A 16,377-nucleotide genomic window follows, 5' to 3' on the forward strand; every position below is an offset into this window, starting at 1 on the left:
CGTCGACTCAAAGAAGCTGACAAGCCTGCCGGAGACGGACCGGACAGTGCTGGAGGGTCCAGTAGTCCTCGTGGAGCAGCCGGACCTTGACCGCCTCCGTCTACGGCTCACCAGCGGTCAGGGCAGGGTGTCCAGGTGCGGGGCGACGGTACGGGCGAAGCCGTTGCCGTTGCTGACGTCCCAGTTCACCGACCAGGTCATCGCGCCCCGGATGCCCGGGTAGGTGCGCGGCGGCCGGAAGCTGCCGCAGTTGGTGCCCCGGGCCAGGCAGTCCAGGGCGGCGTTGACCACGCTGGGCGCGACGATGCCGCCGCCGGCCGCCCCCGGTCCGGCCGGCAGGCCGAGCCCGACCTGGTCCGGGCGCAGGCCCGCCTCCAGCTGGATGCAGGCCAGCGCGACGATGAAGTTCACCGTCCCCTGCCCGTACGCGGCGTTCTGGTCGCAGCCGAGCATCGCCCCGGAGTTGTAGAACTGGGTGTTCACCACGGTGAGGATGTCCCTGATGTCCAGCGCCAGCTTGAAGTAGCCGCTCGCCGGGGACTGCATGTCGATGGTCTGCGGTGCCATCGCGATGATCAGCCCGGTGCCGACCTTCGCCCGCAGCGAGCGCAGCGCCTGGGCCATGTAGGTCGGGTTCAGCCCGTTCTCCAGGTCGATGTCGACCCCGTCGAAGCCGTACCGCTGGATCAGTGCGTGCACCGTGTCGCTGAACGCCGTGGCGGAGGCGGCGTCGTTGACCGCCACCCGGCCGGTTTCGCCGCCGACCGAGATGATCACCTTCTTGCCGCGGGCCTGGAGCGTCCGCACGTCGGCGGAGAAGTCGGCGTCGGTGTAGCCGCCGAGCGCGGCGGAGAGCCCGGGGTCGACGCCGAAGGTGACCGCGCCGGGGGTGGCGGTGGCCTCGGCGAAGGCGACCGCGACCACGTCGTATTCGGTCGGCACGTCGCGCAGGCGCAGCTCGACCGCGGGGTTGTCGAAGTTGTGCCAGTAGCCGGTGAGGAGGTGCTTCGGCAGCCCGGTGTTCGGCGGCGGGCTCGTCGGGGGCGGCGTCGTGGGGGGCGGCGTGGTGGGGGGCGGCGTCGTCGGGGGTGCGGTGGTGGGCGGAGCGGTGGTGGGGCCGGTGCCGCCGCCGCACGGCGCGCCGTTGAGCTGACAGTTGGTCGGCGCCCCCGGCCCGTTGCCCAGGAAGCCGAACGAGATCGAGGCGCCCGGGGCGAGGCTGCCGTTCCAGGACCGGTTGGTGAAGGTGTGCCGCTGCCCCGACGAGGTCAGCAACGCGTCCCAGTACGTCCCGAGGGTGGTCCCGGCCGGCAGGTCGAAGGTGACGGTCCAGCCGTTGATCGTGGCTCCGCCGCCGTTGGTGATCGTGTACTTCCCCTCCCAGCCCGAGCCCCAGTCGGACGTCTTGACGAAGCTGGCCGTGGCCCCGGCGGCGAACGCCGGCAGCGCCACCCACACCGCCCCGACGGCTGCGGCCAGCGCGGTGACCAGCGACAACACCAGAGATCTGGAACGTTTCACGGAACCCTCCACGCCGAACACGGCATCCACGGACGTCAACGTTGTCGCCTATTATTAAGACTGTTAACTGTTTCTGTCCAGGGATGGCCCGGCATCGATCCGTGGTCGGTGCCGGCGAGGCCGGCACCGACCCGGGATCCGTCAGCGGCGGAAGGTGAACCAGTTGACGTTGACGAAGTCGTTCGGCTGGCCGCTGCTGAAGGTGAGGTAGACGGTGCGCCGGCCGGTCACCGGCGTGACGTTGCCCGGCACCGAGCGCCAGCTCTGCCAGCCGCCGGTGTTCGCGATCGCGAAGCTGCCGATCGGCGGGCTGGTCGGGCTGTCCAGCCGGACCTCCACCAGGCCGCTCACGCCGCTCGCCGCGCCGGAGGCCACCCGGGCGACGAAGTCACGCGGCGGGGTGGAGCCGAACTCGACGTTGTCGAAGCGCACCCAGTCGGAGTTGCGCAACGCGCCGATGTTCTGCCCGCCCTCGGCGCACGCCTCGACGATCACCCCGTTCTGCGCGCTGAACGCCTCCGCCTGGATCGTCGCGTAGGCGTCCCGCACCCCGCCCGGCGGCGGGGTGGTCGGCGGCGGGGTGGTGCCGCCGCCCCGGCTGAGGACCGCGACGTAGTCGACCAGCATCGGCCGCCCGGGGACGGTCGCCGCGGTCGGCGTGGCGCCGCCGGCCACCCCGTTCGGGAACGCCCCGCCCATCGCGACGTTGAGCAGCAGGAAGTAGCCGGCGTGGTTGGTCATCTGCGACCAGTACGGCTCCCCCACCCGGCTCTGGCTGACGGTGTGGAAGAGCTGCCCGTCGACGTACCAGCGCAGCTGCTGGGGGCTCGTCGAGGCGTCCCACTCGAACCGGTAGGTGTGGAACGCCGACTGGCAGGTGGCGCCCGGGCAGGCGCGGGACGCGCCGATCCCGTTGAACTCGTCGCACGGTCCGCCGGGGGCGACGCCGCAGTGCAGCACCCCCCAGACCGAGTTGATCCCGTTGACGTTCTCCATCACGTCGAACTCGCCGATCCCCGGCCAGTTCTGGTAGTTGCCCCGGTACGGCGAGCCGAGCGCCCAGAACGCCGGCCAGTAGCCGGCCGCCTGGGCCCCGGTGACGTTGGGCATCTGGATCCGGCCCTCGATGGCGAGCACCCCGCCGGCCGGGGGTTTGAAGTTGCTGCGGACGGTCTCGATGCGGGCGGAGGTCCAGCGCCCGGCGCCGTCGCGCAGCGGGGTGATCCGGAGGTTGCCGCCGCCGTCGTGGCTGACGTTGGCGGTGCTGGCGGTGTACGTCTGGATCTCCCCGGTGCCCCAGTTGGCGGGGCCACCGGGGTAGCTGGTGCCGGTGTCGATGATCCAGTTCGCGGCGGAGGGCAGGGTGCCGGCCGGAGCGGTGAAGTCGTCGCTCCAGACCAGGCTCCAACCGGGTGGCGGCGGGGGCACGGCGGCGTTCGCGGTGACCGCGACCCCGGCCAGGGCGGTGCTGGTGGCGGCGGCGGCGAACAGGGCCAACGCCAGCGGGAGCCGGCGTCGTGCGGGCAGGGCGGCGGGGGCCGCCGGGGCAGGTTTCATTGACGTGCCTCTCTGCGGGGACGGGCGAGAGAGCGCTCTCCCGACGAGTTGTACGCGCCGCTCCGGCAGATGTCAACGTCGGTCGATGCCTCCCGCCGCCGGGACGTCCTGCGGGCGACGCAGCACCAGCTGCTCCAGCGCCGACCAGGCGGTGGTGGTGACCAGGTAGACCACCGCCGCCAGCGGCAGCACCAGCGCCACCAGCACGGTCGTGTAGGGCAGCAGGGGCAGCAGCCTCCCCAGGGTCGCCGCGCCCGGCCCCTGCGTCGGCGTGCCGGCCACCGTCCCGGTCGCCACCGCCGCGCGCCGCATCCGCCGCGACGTCCACCAGGCCAGTCCCAGCAGCGCCGCCAGCAGCACGCCGAACAACGGCAGCGCCGCCCCGGTCAGCCCGTCACCGAGATGGTGGCCCAGCGGCACCCCGGCCAGCCGCTCGGCCAGCAGCCCCGTGCCCCCGTCGGAGGTGGTGAAGAGCCGGTACATGACCAGCAGGAACGGCGCCTGGAGCAGCGCCGGCAGGCAGCCGGCGACCGGGTTGGCGCCGTTGGCGCGGTAGAGCCCGAACAGCTCGCTCTGCAGGCGGGCCGGGTCTTCGGCGTACCGCCGCTGCAGGTCGCGGACCTGGGGAGCGAGCGCCGCGCGGCGCCGCTCCCCGCGGACCTGCGCGAGCGTGAGCGGCGAGATCAGCAGGCGCACCGCGACGGTGAGCACGACGATCGCGGCGGCGGTGGCCCCGCCGCCGGCCAGCGGTTCGAGCAGCGTGGTGAGCCAGGACAGGACGGTGCCGGCGGCGGAGACGGCGTCGTGCAGTGGTGCGAAGGCGAGCATGGGTGAACCCCTCGGTCCGATTCCTCGGTGCGCTCCGGGATGACGCCCCCGGGCGCGGATGACGGCGGAATCGGCCGCGTGGCGGTGCTTACGCGGCCGAGGGGTACGCCCCAGGCGCTCGCGGACGGGGCCGGCCGGCGGCGTCCGGGTCCACCAGACGGGGCACCCGGCACCGCCGGGAACTCGCCCGCAGCGCGACCGCGCGCCGACCGACCCGGGGCGACCCGCCCGCGAGGGCCACCTGCACGGCCAGCAGGGCGGCGAGGAGCACCAGGGCGGCGCCGGCGAGGAGTTCGGCCGGGCGGTCGGCCAGCACGGTCAACTGGGTGAGCGAGTACGCCCACATCCCCAGCACGATCCCCAGCGGCCCCGGCACTCCTCCAGCCTAGGACCCGGTGTCACGCCAGCCGGCCGGATCACGACACGCCACCCGACCCGCCGACGACGCGTTTCCCGCCGTCGCCACGGTGGGTAACCAGCGATCGGACCGGTGCGGACGGACCGTGACCGGCGGGAACGGACGGTGGTGGCGATGACCGGCCAGGTGGCGGAGGCGCCGAGCGCGGCGGTCGAGGGGACCGATCTGTTCACGGTGGGCGTCGAGGAGGAGTTCCTGCTCGTCGACCCGCACACCGGGACCGCGGTGCCCGCCGTGGACCTCGTCATGGAACAGGTGCCGGCGGAGCTGCGCGGCCAGGTGGAGCGGGAGTTCCAGACCAGCCAGATCGAGATCGGCACCCCGCCCGGGCTGGAACTCTCCTCGATCCGGCACTCGCTCGGCGTGCTGCGCTCCGCGCTCGCCGACGCCGCCGAGCGGGCCGGCGTCCGGCTGCTCGCGATCGGCACCGGCCCGGTGGACGGCCCGGTGCCCCCGGTGGTCGACAAGCCCCGCTTCGACCGGATGATCGAGCGGTTCCGCCTGCTGGTCCCCGGTCCCGGCAACAACGGCATGCACGTGCACGTCGGGGTGCCCGACCCGGACACCGGCGTGCAGGTGCTCAACCACGTCCGGCCCTGGCTGCCGATCCTGCACGCGGTGACCACCAACTCCCCCTTCGCCGCTGGCGAGGACACCGGCTACGCCAGCTGGCGGTCGGTGGAGTGGGAGCGCTGGCCGTCGGTGGCGCCCACCCCGTTCCTGTCCTCGCACGAGCACTACGAACGGCTGATCCGGCAGCTGATCGCCAGCGGCGTCATGCTCGACGAGGGGATGCTCTACTGGTACGCCCGGCTGTCGGCGAAGTACCCGACGGTGGAGATCCGCATCGGCGACGTCTGCCCCTCGGTGGACGACACCGTGCTGGTCGCCGCCCTGGTCCGGGCCCTGGTGGCGACCGCGATGGACGACATCGCCAACGGTCGTCCCGCCATCCGGACCGACCACCACCTGCTGGTCGCCGCGCACTGGCGGGCCGCGCACGACGGGCTGGAGGGTGACGGCGTCGACCTGACCGACGGGGAGCTGCGACCGGCCTGGGAGCTGCTCGACCAGCTCGTCGAGCGGCTCCGCCCGGCGCTGGAGCGGCACGGCGACCTCGGCGAGGTGACCGACCTGCTGGGCGGGCTGCGCCGGCACGGCACCGGGGCCGCCCGGCAGCGCGCCGTCTTCGCCCGTACCGGTCGACTGGTCGACGTGGTGGAGGACGTGGCGCGACAGACCCGCGGCTGATCCTTTTGGTGACAGGATGGGCCCGTGGTGCAACGGCTGATCGTCATCGGTGGAGACGCCGCGGGCATGGCGGCGGCGTCCCAGGCGCGACGCCGCCGCGACCGCGGTGACCTGGAAATCGTCGCCTTCGAGCGGGGGCACTTCACGTCGTACTCGGCGTGCGGCATCCCGTACTGGATCAGCGGCCTGGTGCCCGAGCGGGACCAGCTGATCGCCCGCGACCCGACCACGTTCCGGGAGTCGTTCGACATCGACGTCCGGCTCCGGCACGAGGTGACCGCGATCGACCTCGACCGGCGCGAGGTCGTCGCGCGGAACCTCGACGGTGGCGGCGAGGTCCGCGAGGGCTTCGACACCCTGATGTACGCCACCGGCGCGGTGCCGGTGAAACCGGACTGGGCGCACACCGACGCCCAGGGGGTCTTCGGGGTGCAGACCCTCGACGACGGCGCGGCGCTGCGCGACCGGCTGGAGGCCGACCCGAAGCCGCGACACGCCGTGGTGGTCGGCGGCGGCTACATCGGGGTCGAGATGGCCGAGGCGCTGATCCAGCGCGGGCTCAGCGTCACCCTGGTCGAGCAGGCCGAGCAACCCATGTCGACGGTGGACCCGGAGATGGCCGAGCTGGTCGCCGACGCGATGCGCGGCCTGGGCATCACCATCCGCACCGGGCTCACGGTCACCGGGCTGGAGGAGAAGGACGGCCGGGTGTCCGCCGTGGTCACCGCCGAGGGGCCGATCCCCGCCGACGTGGTCGTGCTCGGCCTGGGCGTACGCCCCAACACCGCGCTCGCGACGGCGGCCGGCCTGCCGCTGGGCCCGTCCGGCGGGATCCGGGTGGACCGCCGGATGCGGGTGCCCGGAATACCGGACGTCTGGGCCGCCGGGGACTGCGTGGAGACCCTGCACCGGGTCAGCGGGCAGCCGGTGCACGTGCCGCTCGGCACCCACGCCAACAAGCAGGGCCGCGTCGCGGGGATCAACATCGGCGGCGGGTACGCCACCTTCGCCGGGGTGATCGGCACCGCCGTCACCAAGGTGTGCGACCTGGAGGTCGGGCGCACCGGCCTGCGCGAACGCGACGCCAGCGCGGCCGGCTTCGAGTTCGTCACGGTGATCGCCGAGTCGACCAACCGGGCCGGCTACTACCCCGGCTCCCGGTCGATGACGGTGAAGCTGATCGCCGAGAAGCCCAGCGGTCGACTGCTCGGCGCGCAGATCGTCGGCTGGTCCGAGGCGGCGAAGCGGATCGACACCCTGGCGGTGGCGCTCTGGAACGGCATGACGGTGGACGAGATGACGGCACTCGACCTCGGCTACGCCCCGCCGTACGCCCCGGTCTGGGATCCGGTGCTGATCGCCGCCCGCAAGGCCGTCGACGCCCTCGCCGCCACCGCCGGCGGCTGACCTCCGGAGTTCGGAAACGGTTGCGCGCGGTGTGATCCGGGGGACGACGGACGGGGCCGTTTCTTGTCGGGGGCGGTGGTTAGCGTGTGCCCGCTGTCGCCGCGCCGGCCACGTCGGGCCGGTCGCTGACCCCTCGGAGGCCACCATGTCGCAGGAGACGACCTACCTCGAACTGTCCGAAGTGGACGGTTCAGCGCACAAGTTCTACGAGGTGGTGGTCGACGACGCCGCGCTGACCGTCCGCTACGGCCGGATCGGCGACCAGGGGCAGGTCAAGACCACCGCGTACACCGACAACGCCCGGGCCCGCGCGGCGGCGGCGAAGAAGATCGGCGAGAAGGTCCGCAAGGGGTACGCCCCGGCGGTGCGTGGCATCCGGCAGAAGCGGGCCGTCTCGCGGCGGCAGATCGTCAGCACCCGTTCCACCGCCCGCACCGCCCCGGTGCTCTGGCGGTACGACTCGGGCGCCCCCGCGTTCGGCATCTTCGTCGACGGGCAGAGCTGCATGGTCGGCAACGAGCACGGGGTGATCACGACGCTCGGCCACGACGCCCGGGTGCTCGACCAGGTGCGCCTCCCCGACGGGGTGAAGTGCATCGTCGCCGACGACGCCTGGATCTACGCCGGCTGCGACGACGGCAACGTCTACGACCTGTCGGGCAAGGTGCCCCGGGTGGCGTACGCGATCGCCCCCGACATCGACATCTACTGGCTGGACATCCACGACGGCGTGCTGGGCGTCTCGGACGCCGACGGCGGGATCGCGGCGGTCGACCACGAGGACGAGTTCCTCTGGCGCCGGCCGGGGCGCGGCCGGTCGGCCTGGATGGTGCGCTGCGACGCCGACGCGCTCTACCACGGCCACTCCCAGGGGGTGACCGGTTACGACTGGCGCACGGGCCGCGAGCTGTGGCACACCCGCACCGGGTCGGTGCTCTTCGGCTGGCAGGAGCGGGGCGCCGTGTTCGCGGGCACCGGCACCCGCGAGGTGGTGCGGCTGGCCAAGGACGGCCGCGCCGAGCGGACCTACCGCTGCGACGCCCCGGTCTTCTCCTGCGCCACCGCCGAGGGCGGCCGGTACGTCTTCGCCGGTGACAGCCAGTCGTCGATCTACTGCTTCGACGCGGCCGGCAACCGGTTGTGGAAGCTCGGCACCGGCTGCGGCTCGGCCTACTCGATGCAGTACCACGAGGAGCGCCTCTACGTGGTCACCACCGGCGGCTACCTGGCCTGCGTGGACGCCAGCGAGCCGGCCATCCGGGCCGCCGAGGCCGGTGACGTGCCGGAGGTCGTCGACGTCAAGGCGCCGGCCCGGCTGCCGGAGCCCGCCGCGTGGACGACGGTCGAGGTGACCAGCGACGTCGACGGTGGCGTGGTGGTGCAGTGCGTGGAGGACGGCGGTCGGCTCCGCGTCCACGTGCTCTCCGGCGGTTACCGGCCGGACTGGTCGGTGCAGTTTCCCAAGGGCATCCGGGTGCCCGGCGCGCGCTACCTGGTGACCGAGGTCCGCGAGTCCGGCCGGGGCGGCTTCTACCGGGCCTACGGCGACATCCGCCGCCTCCGCTGACCCGCTCCCTGCTTTCCCCTGCCCCGCCCCGCCCGCGATCCGGCCCTGTCCGCGATCCGGCCGGTGATCCGGCCGGTGATCAAGAAGTTCGCGTCGAGCTGGATCTCCGTGGTGGACCCGAACCTCTTGGTCACCGAATCGGCGGGCGGGGTGGCCGGGATCGGTTGTCCGGGCCGGGCGGTCACGGTCCAGGATGGCCGGATGGATTCCGAACTCCCGATCCCGGACGGGCTGGGCTGGGTGCGGGACGTGCCGGCCGGGCGGGAGTGGCTGGCGGCGCTGCCGGACCGGCTGGCGGAGTGCGCCGCCCGGTGGTCGCTGCGGGTCGGGCCGCCCTTCCCGTACGCCTTCGCGTCGCTGGCCCTGCCGGCCGAGCTGCCCGACGCCACCCCGGCGGTGCTGAAGCTCCAGTACCCGGACCCCGACAGCGTCCACGAGGCGACGGCGCTGGACCGCTGGGCCGGCGAGGGGGCGGTCCGGCTGCTCGCGCACGACCCGGAGCGGCGGGCGCTGCTGGTCGAGCGGTGCGTGCCCGGCACGTCGCTGCACGCGCTGCCCGCCGACGCGGCACTGGACGTGGCGGTCGGGCTGCTGCCCCGGCTGTGGCGGCCGGCCGGCCCGCCGTTCACCTCGCCCGCCGACGAGGCCGCCGGCCGGATGGAACGGCTACCGGCGAACTGGGAGCGGGCCGGCCGGCCGTACGAGCGGCGGCTGCTCGACGCGGCGCTGGGGCTGCTGACGGACCTGGTCGGCAGCCAGGGCGAGCAGGTGCTGGTCAACCAGGACCTGCACGCCGGCAACGTGCTGCGCGCGACCCGGGAACCGTGGCTGGTGATCGACCCGAAGCCGCTGACCGGCGAGCGGGAGTTCGGGGTGGTGCCGCTGGTCCGGGGCGCGGAGCTGGGGCACTTGCCGAACGCCGTCCGGCGCCGGCTGGACCGGCTCAGCGCGGAGCTGGGGCTGGACCGGGAACGGGTGCGGGGCTGGGCGGTCGGGCAGACCCTGGCGTGGAGCACCACCGCCGACGGACAGCTCTTCCCCCGCCAGGTCGAGGTGGTCCGCTGGCTGCTCGACGACCGATGACGATCAGCCGCGCTGGCAGGTGGGGCACCAGTAGAGGCTGCGGCCGGCCAGTTCGCCGCGGCTCACGGCGGCGTTGCAGACGTGGCAGGGCGCGCCAGGGCGGCGGTAGACGTACACCTCGCCGCCGTGCCGGTCGACGCGGGCGGCGCGGCCCATCGCCTCCGGCAGGTGCGCGTCGCGGACGGTGTCGATCCGGCCGCGCGCGACGGCGCGCCGCATCAGCGTGACCAGGTCCGCCCAGAGCGCCTCCCAGCCGGCGCGGGTCAGCCGCCGGCCGGGCAGCGTCGGCGGCAGGCCCGCCCGGAACAGCGCCTCGGTGACGAAGATCAACCCCGTGCCGGCCACCACCGACTGATCCAGCAGCAGCGCGGCCAGCGGCGTGGGGCTGCGGGAGATCCGGGCGTACGCCCGCTCGGGGTCGGCGTCGGCGCGCAACGGGTCCGGGCCGAGCCGGTCGCGCAGCGCCGCCACCTCGGGCGGGGTGAGCAGCTCGCAGGCGGTGGGCCCGCGCAGGTCCAGCCAGTGCCGGTCGCTGGTCAGCCGCAACCGCAGCTGGCCGACCGGCTCCGGCGGTGCCCCGTCCCCGTCGGTGAACTTCCCGTAGAGGCCGAGGTGCACGTGCAGGGTCAGCTCGCCGGAGTGGTGGTGCAGCAGGTGCTTGCCGTACGCCTCGGTGGCGTCGAGGACCGTGCCGCTGAGGCGGGCGGCGCCCTCGGCGAACCGGCCCTGCGGGCTGGCGGCGTGCAGCTTGTCGCCGGCGAAGAGCTCGGCGTGCCGGGCCGCCAGGCGGTGGATGGTATGACCCTCTGGCACGACCGCCAAGCATAGCCAGCGCGCTGCGGCCCCGGCCGGCACGCGTGACGTGGACGGACCGGGCCGGATCACTGATGGTCAGATCCGGTTCACCTCAGCGTGGCGTGGTGGTCCCGGTGGCTGCGGCACACTGCGTGCCGTGGACGGTGCAGACACCACTTCCGGCCGCCCGACCCTGTCGGTCGTCGTGCCGGTGCACGGCGTCGAGGCCTATCTTCCGGCCTGCCTGGACTCGGTCCTCGGGCAGCCGGGCGCCGAGGACGTGGAGGTCGTCGCGGTCGACGACGCCTCACCGGACGGCAGCGGCGCGCTGCTCGACCGGTACGCCGCGCGGGATCCCCGGGTCCGGGTGGTCCACCTGGCCGGCAACGTCGGTCTGGGCGGCGCCCGCAACGCCGGCCTGGCCCGCGCCACCGGCGCGTACGTCTGGTTCGTCGACGGTGACGACTGGCTGCCGCCGGGAGCGGTCGCGGCGGTGCGGGAGCGACTCGGTCGCACCCGGCCGGACGTGCTGATCGTCGAGCACGCCGAGGTCTTCCCGGACGGCAGGGTGGTGCGGCGCCCGTCCGGGCCGGCGCTCGGCGGCGCGCCGACCCCGCTGCGGCTGGCCGACCGGCCGCAGCTGCTCACCCTGGCCCAGTCCGCCTGCACCAAGATCGTCCGCCGGGAGTATCTCGACGGACTCGATCTCCCCTTCCTCCCGGGCTGGTACGAGGACTGCGCCTACAGCCACCCGTTGCTGATCTCCGCAGGCAGCATCGACGTGCTGGAGCGGACCTGCTACCACTACCGGCAGCGGGCGGCCGACCGGATCACCGCGACGGTGAGCCGACGCCACTTCGAGGTGTTCGACCAGTACGCCTCGGTGTTCGCCCGGTTGGACGCGGCCGGCGGCGCCCTGGACCGGCACCGGCCCGACCTGTTCCGGATCATGGTCGACCACTACCTGGTGATCGTGGGCAACGACTCCCGGCTGCCGGCCGACGCCCGCCGGGCCTTCTTCCGACGGATGGCCGAGGACTACCGGCGCTGGCTGCCCGACGGCGGTCACCGGAGTCCCGGTGGTGTCTCCGGGCTCAAGCACCGGATGGTGCGCCACGACGCCTACCTGGTGTGGGCGGCGCTGCGGGCGGCGCACCGCACGGCGGGCCGGCTGCGCCGCGGGGTGCGCCCGACGCCGGCCCGCCCACCGACGCCGCCGACACCGGCCCCCGCTCCGGCCACGTCGCCCGCGCCGACCGGGGCCGAACCGTGGACCTGACGGCGCGGCGGGCGGGGGACGCGAAGTACCTGATCACCGGCGGTGCCGGGTTCATCGGCAGCACCATCGGCTCGGCGCTGCTCGACCGGGGCATCACCCCGGTCATCCTCGACGACCTCTCCACCGGTCGCGCCTCCTTCGCGGCGGGCCGCCCCTTCTACCGGGGCGACATCGCCGACGGGGCGCTGCTCGACCGGATCTTCGCCGAGCACCCGGAGATCCGGGCCACGGTGCACTGCGCGGGCGTGATCGTGGTCCCGGAGTCGATGCGGGACCCGCTGCGCTACTACCGGGAGAACCTCGCCAAGTCGGTCGAGCTGGTCCGCCACCTGGTCCGCAACGGGTGCCGCCGGGTGCTGTTCAGCTCCACCGCGGCGCTCTACCGGCCGGGTGACGGGTTCGCGGTGGACGAGTCCTCCCCGGTGCACCCGATCAGCCCCTACGCCCGCACCAAGGCGATGGTCGAGACGGTGCTGGCGGACTGCGCCCGGGCGGGCGAGCTGAGCGTCGTCGCGCTGCGCTACTTCAACCCGATCGGCGCCGACCCCCTGCTGCGCACCGGACTACAGCTGCGCAACCCGACGCACGCGCTGGGCCGCATGATCGAAGCATCGCTCACCGGCGCCGAGTTCCCGATCACCGGCACGGACTGGCCGACCCGGGACGGCAGCGCGATCCGCGACTACGTGCACGTCTGGGACCTGGCCGAGGCGCACGTGGCGGCGCTGGCGCACTTCGACGACGTGGTCGCCGCCGGCGCCGACGGGTTCACCGCCCTGAACATCGGCACCGGCGTGGGGACCACCGTCCGGGAGCTGCTGGCCGCGTTCGCCGCGGTGACCGGGCAGCGGCTGCCCCACCGCGAGGCCGGGCCGCGACCGGGCGACGTGCCCGGGGTGTACAACCGCAGCCTGCGCTACCGGGACCTGCTGCGCTGGTCGCCGCGCTTCGGCGTCGAGGACGGCATCCGGCACGCCCTGCGGTGGCGGGCCCTCGACGACCAGCGGTACGCCACGCAACCCTCGCTCGCCCTGCGGTAGCCGGCGACACCCGCGCCCGTCGGGCGGGCCGAGGCCGCACGGCAGCGGCGGCCGACCCGATCCCCCGGGTACGCCGCGCGAGCGGACCAGGCCAACCGCCGGGTGACGGCGTCGGGCCGCCCCCGGCGGCCGGGTCAGGACGGGCGGCGGGTGGCCAGCCGCGCGAGCACCCGCTGCGGGGTCAACGGCACCACGGAGATCATCAGCCGGCCGCTGCCGTCCATGACCGGCGAGACCGCGTACCACCGCAGGCCGCGCCGCCGGATCAGCGGCCCGGGAACCCGCACCCGCCGAGGGGCCCGCAGCGGGGCGGTGCCGGTGCGGCCGTCCACGGCCGGCAGGGTCAGGTGCACGGCGCGGCGCTGCCCGGTCGCCGCGCTGGCGTCGAGCACCTCGGTCACGCTGAACCGGGCCCGCAGCGTGGTGGCCCCGTCGACCGTGCCGGTCGCCTGGACGACACCGGCCAGCTCGCCGGCGGTCAGTCTCGGACGGAGCCGGTCCAGGCCGGGCACCGGGCTGCGCAGCTCCAGGGTGAGCGCCGGCCCGGCGTCGGGATCCCGGCCCCAGCGCAGGTCGGTGACCTCGAACCGGGCGAGCCAGTCCACCGCGTCGGTGACGTCGAAGACGTGGTCCGGCAGCCGCCTTCCCGGGGCACGGAAGCCCGGGTAGGCCGCGTACCGCCGGCCGTCGGCGACGAGCGTCGCCGGCACGCCGCGCTCCACGTCCTGCCGGATCACCTCGACCAGGTCGTCCGGTCCGCCGTGTTCGACGACGGCGAGGCGCACCCGGGTCTCCACCGGCAGCCGGTCGCGCACCTGCGGGGTCAGGTGCCGCCGGGCCAGCTGTCGTACGCCGGCGTGCAGCCGCTCCCGGGTCGCCCGTTCCAACCGGAGATGGTCGTCGTGCAGCAGGGCGGCCACCTCCATGCTGAAGTACCGGTGCAGCACCGCGTCGCGCTCGGCCCCCGGCGGGATCAGCTCCACCGCGAAGTCGACCAGCCGCTCGGCGCAACTGAGCCGCTCCTCCGCCCGGCTCAGGTAGGAGATGTTGCGGGCGTTGAGCCGCCGCACCGCGTAGTAGTAGTCGTAGTCGGCGAGGACGGAGACCCGCGCCGCCCGGTGACACGCCTCCAGCGTGAACAGCTGGTCGCTGCCGATCGGCATGTCCTCCGGGTAGCGGAGCCGGTGCCGCTCGACCAGCTCCCGCCGGAACAGCTTGGTGTTGGCCAGCGAGAGCGGCAGGGCCGAGTCGGCCAGCGAAATCTCGGCGGCCGTCCGGGCGAACACCTCCTGGTGGACGTAGCGGCTGTTCACCCCGACCACCCGGCCCAGCACCACGTCGGAGCCGTACCCGTCGGCCGCCGCGACGAGCCGTTGCAGCGCCTCGGGGCCGAGGTGGTCGTCGGCGCCGACGAAGAAGACGTACCGCCCGGTGGCCAGGTCCAGGGCCCGGTTGCAGGGCGCCGCCGGGCCACCGGAGTTCAGCTGGTGCACGACGGTGACGGCACCCGGATACCGGCGGGCGTAGCGGTCCAGCTCGCGGTCACCGCCGTCGGTCGACCCGTCGTCGACTGCGATCACCTCCAGCCGGTCCAGGCCGATGCTCTGCCCGACCAGGGAGTCCAGGCATCGGGTCAGGTACGGCATGGTGTTGTGGACCGGCACGACCACGGTCACGTCGGGCGGACCGGCGCTCGCCCGGGCGGGTGCCGGTCGGGGCTCAGCCGACACGGGAGGCCACGTCCACCCGGCCGCCGGCGGCGGCGGCCGGCACCAGCCGGGCGTAGACCCGGTCCAGCTCCGCCGCCTGCCGCTCCCAGGTCCACTCCGCCAGCCGCCCCGGTTCGTCGTACGCGGCCCGGTAGCGCGCCGGGTCGGCGAGGACCGCCCGGACGGCCCGGGCGAGGTCCTCCGCGTCCCCGGCGCGGAACACCTCGCCCTGCCCGGTGGCCCGGACGGTGCCCGCCATGGCGCGCACGTCGCTGACCACGATGGGCAGCCGGGCGTGCGAGTACTCGAAGAACTTCGTGATCAGGGCGATCTCGTGGTTGGGCCAGTGCTGGATCGGGATCACCCCGATGTCCGCCCCGGCGAGCAGCGCCACCACCTCGTCGTGCGGCACGTACCCCCGCACGTGCAGGCGGTCCCCCACGCCGAGCGCCGCGGCCCGCGCGGTCAGCGAGCGGACGTACGGGCCGTCGGGATGGTTGACGACCAGCGCGACGTGCACGCCGGCGAGCAGCGGCAGGGCCTCGACCAGGACGTCGAGCCCGCGCTGGGGGGCGGCGACGCCGCCGTAGACCAGCAGCGGATCGGTCCCGCCCAGCCCGAACCGCGCGCGCAGGCCCGGCACGTCCCGCTCCGGCCGGCCGCCGGCCTCGGTCCGGTCGGGCGCGTTCAGCACCACCGCGGGCGGCTCGGGCAGGTCGTGTTCCCGCTGCAGCAGCCGGGCCAGCTCCGCGGAGACGGTGACCACCGCATCGGCGTACCGGGCGTACTCCCGCTCGTGGGCCAGGTGCGCGGGCAGCCACCGGACGTTGTCGCTCCACGGCTTGATGCCCGGCAGGAACTCGTGGGCGTCCCACACCAGCTTCACCCGGCGGCCGGCCGCGCGGGCCCGGAGCAGCGCGCGGGCGCCGACGCCGAGCATCCGGAAGTCGTTGGCGTGGATCAGGTCCGGTGCCAGGTCGTCGACCACCGGGCCGTAGGCGTGCTCGTAGCCCCACAGCGCCGGCTGCAACCGCCGCCAGGCGCGGTCGCCGTACCACCGCAGGCAGAGTCCGGTGTACGCCCGCTCGACGGGGGTGCGTAGCCCGAGACGCCCGAGCAGCGCCGCCGCGCGCCGCCGGGGCGTCATCGGGGTGGGTTCACCGGGTCGGCCCATCGGCAGCAGCCGCACCCGCACGTCACCGATCCGCCACGCCTGCGGCTCACCGTCGGGCGAGCGGCCGAGCAGGGTGACGTCCCACCCGGCGGCGGCGGCCGACCGGGCCGTCTTCTGCACCCGGGAGTCGTCCCGGACGCCGTTGTCGACCAGCATGACCACCCGGCCCCGGCTGCGCTCCCCGTGCCCGGCTCGAGTCTCCATCGTCACCCCTCCGGCGCCGACCGACCGCGGCCGGACCGCGCAGAATCCTATGGCCGGTCGCGGCCGGTCCCGGCGCCGAGCGACAAGTGGACGGCCGATGTTCACCTCGGGGCAACGGGTGCCGGCACCCCGGCCGGCCGGGTCGACGTCGCACCTGGTGTACCGATCGGACCGATCGGGTATCGCAGGGGTGTCAACGCTGCGGTCCGCCTCCCACCCGACCGCCGCGTCTCCCCCAGGAGGTGTTCAGTGGTCAAGATTCCTTCACTGTCGCGCCGGACCGAACCGGCACCGACGAACGGCGACTCCGACGGCCGGGCCGAGGACGCCGGGCGGATCAGCCGTCCGGCCGTGACCGACCGGGACGAGGAGGCGACGACCTACCGCAGCAGCGCCGCGCCCGGCGCCGACGACGGCGGTGCCGACGACGGCGGTGCCGACGACGGCGGTGCCGACGCCGAGCGCCGGGCGGCCGAACGGGCCGCCGTCGCCCGGGCCGCCACCGGCCGACCGGCGGACGCCGACACCCGGCACACCCCACACC

Annotated in this window: 13 protein-coding genes and 1 pseudogene; 7 read left to right on the forward strand and 7 right to left on the reverse strand. The window is 74.5% G+C overall.

Annotation, left to right across the window (positions count from 1 at the left end; all coding sequences use genetic code 11):
* Positions 1 to 117: 117 nt before the first annotated feature.
* From NCC78_RS14460 to NCC78_RS14475, 4 genes are all read right to left on the reverse strand, one after another.
* On the reverse strand, positions 118 to 1,521 hold the full coding sequence (locus NCC78_RS14460; RefSeq protein ID WP_250795038.1) for a chitinase: 1,404 nt from the start codon (positions 1,519 to 1,521) through the stop codon (positions 118 to 120).
* Between the two features lie 141 nt (positions 1,522 to 1,662).
* Positions 1,663 to 3,078, reverse strand: coding sequence for a carbohydrate-binding protein (locus tag NCC78_RS14465; protein WP_250795039.1), 1,416 nt, complete (start codon positions 3,076 to 3,078; stop codon positions 1,663 to 1,665).
* A 72-nt stretch (positions 3,079 to 3,150) separates the two neighbouring features.
* Positions 3,151 to 3,906: a YidC/Oxa1 family membrane protein insertase gene (locus NCC78_RS14470; protein ID WP_250795040.1), complete on the reverse strand. Its 756-nt coding sequence runs from the start codon at positions 3,904 to 3,906 to the stop codon at positions 3,151 to 3,153.
* Between the two features lie 88 nt (positions 3,907 to 3,994).
* On the reverse strand, positions 3,995 to 4,282 hold the full coding sequence (locus NCC78_RS14475) for a DUF6412 domain-containing protein (protein WP_250795041.1): 288 nt from the start codon (positions 4,280 to 4,282) through the stop codon (positions 3,995 to 3,997).
* A 156-nt stretch (positions 4,283 to 4,438) separates the two neighbouring features.
* Between NCC78_RS14475 and NCC78_RS14480 the strand changes: the two genes are divergently transcribed.
* The 4 genes from NCC78_RS14480 (at position 4,439) to NCC78_RS14495 (ending at position 9,632) form a co-directional block, all read left to right on the forward strand.
* The gene (locus tag NCC78_RS14480; protein ID WP_250795048.1) at positions 4,439 to 5,575 is read left to right on the forward strand and encodes a carboxylate-amine ligase; all 1,137 of its coding nucleotides are present in this window, start codon (positions 4,439 to 4,441) and stop codon (positions 5,573 to 5,575) included.
* A gap of 24 nt (positions 5,576 to 5,599) precedes the next feature.
* Positions 5,600 to 6,982 carry an FAD-dependent oxidoreductase gene (locus NCC78_RS14485; RefSeq protein WP_250795042.1) on the forward strand — a complete coding sequence of 461 codons (1,383 nt, stop codon included), beginning with the start codon at positions 5,600 to 5,602 and terminating at the stop codon, positions 6,980 to 6,982.
* A gap of 145 nt (positions 6,983 to 7,127) precedes the next feature.
* Complete coding sequence (locus tag NCC78_RS14490) at positions 7,128 to 8,549, forward strand: WGR domain-containing protein (protein ID WP_250795043.1); 1,422 nt, start codon at positions 7,128 to 7,130, stop codon at positions 8,547 to 8,549.
* A 201-nt stretch (positions 8,550 to 8,750) separates the two neighbouring features.
* A complete protein-coding gene (locus NCC78_RS14495) occupies positions 8,751 to 9,632 on the forward strand; it encodes an aminoglycoside phosphotransferase family protein (protein WP_250795044.1) in 882 nt (293 codons plus the stop codon).
* Between the two features lie 3 nt (positions 9,633 to 9,635).
* On the opposite strand, the gene NCC78_RS14500 is transcribed toward NCC78_RS14495, so the two are convergent.
* Positions 9,636 to 10,445 carry an Fpg/Nei family DNA glycosylase gene (locus tag NCC78_RS14500; RefSeq protein WP_250795045.1) on the reverse strand — a complete coding sequence of 270 codons (810 nt, stop codon included), beginning with the start codon at positions 10,443 to 10,445 and terminating at the stop codon, positions 9,636 to 9,638.
* A gap of 139 nt (positions 10,446 to 10,584) precedes the next feature.
* Between NCC78_RS14500 and NCC78_RS14505 the strand changes: the two genes are divergently transcribed.
* Positions 10,585 to 11,706 (forward strand): glycosyltransferase family 2 protein, encoded by a 1,122-nt coding sequence (locus NCC78_RS14505; RefSeq protein ID WP_250795046.1) that lies wholly within the window; start codon positions 10,585 to 10,587, stop codon positions 11,704 to 11,706.
* Positions 11,697 to 12,746: a UDP-glucose 4-epimerase GalE gene (gene galE / locus NCC78_RS14510; protein ID WP_250795047.1), complete on the forward strand. Its 1,050-nt coding sequence runs from the start codon at positions 11,697 to 11,699 to the stop codon at positions 12,744 to 12,746. Before NCC78_RS14505 ends, galE begins: the two co-directional genes overlap by 10 nt.
* A 134-nt stretch (positions 12,747 to 12,880) precedes the next feature.
* On the opposite strand, the gene NCC78_RS14515 is transcribed toward galE, so the two are convergent.
* Together NCC78_RS14515 and NCC78_RS14520 are read right to left on the reverse strand one after the other, a co-directional pair.
* On the reverse strand, positions 12,881 to 14,392 hold the full coding sequence (locus tag NCC78_RS14515; RefSeq protein WP_250795049.1) for a glycosyltransferase family 2 protein: 1,512 nt from the start codon (positions 14,390 to 14,392) through the stop codon (positions 12,881 to 12,883).
* 73 nt (positions 14,393 to 14,465) lie between these two features.
* Entirely contained in the window at positions 14,466 to 15,785 is a 1,320-nt protein-coding gene (locus tag NCC78_RS14520) for a glycosyltransferase family 4 protein (protein ID WP_250795050.1), read from the reverse strand.
* Between the two features lie 297 nt (positions 15,786 to 16,082).
* Here NCC78_RS14520 and NCC78_RS14525 point away from each other — a divergent pair.
* A pseudogene (locus NCC78_RS14525) lies at positions 16,083 to 16,377 on the forward strand (thrombospondin); the annotation flags it as partial.

The organism is Micromonospora phytophila, from assembly GCF_023656545.1.
GTDB classification, from domain to species: domain Bacteria; phylum Actinomycetota; class Actinomycetes; order Mycobacteriales; family Micromonosporaceae; genus Micromonospora; species Micromonospora phytophila.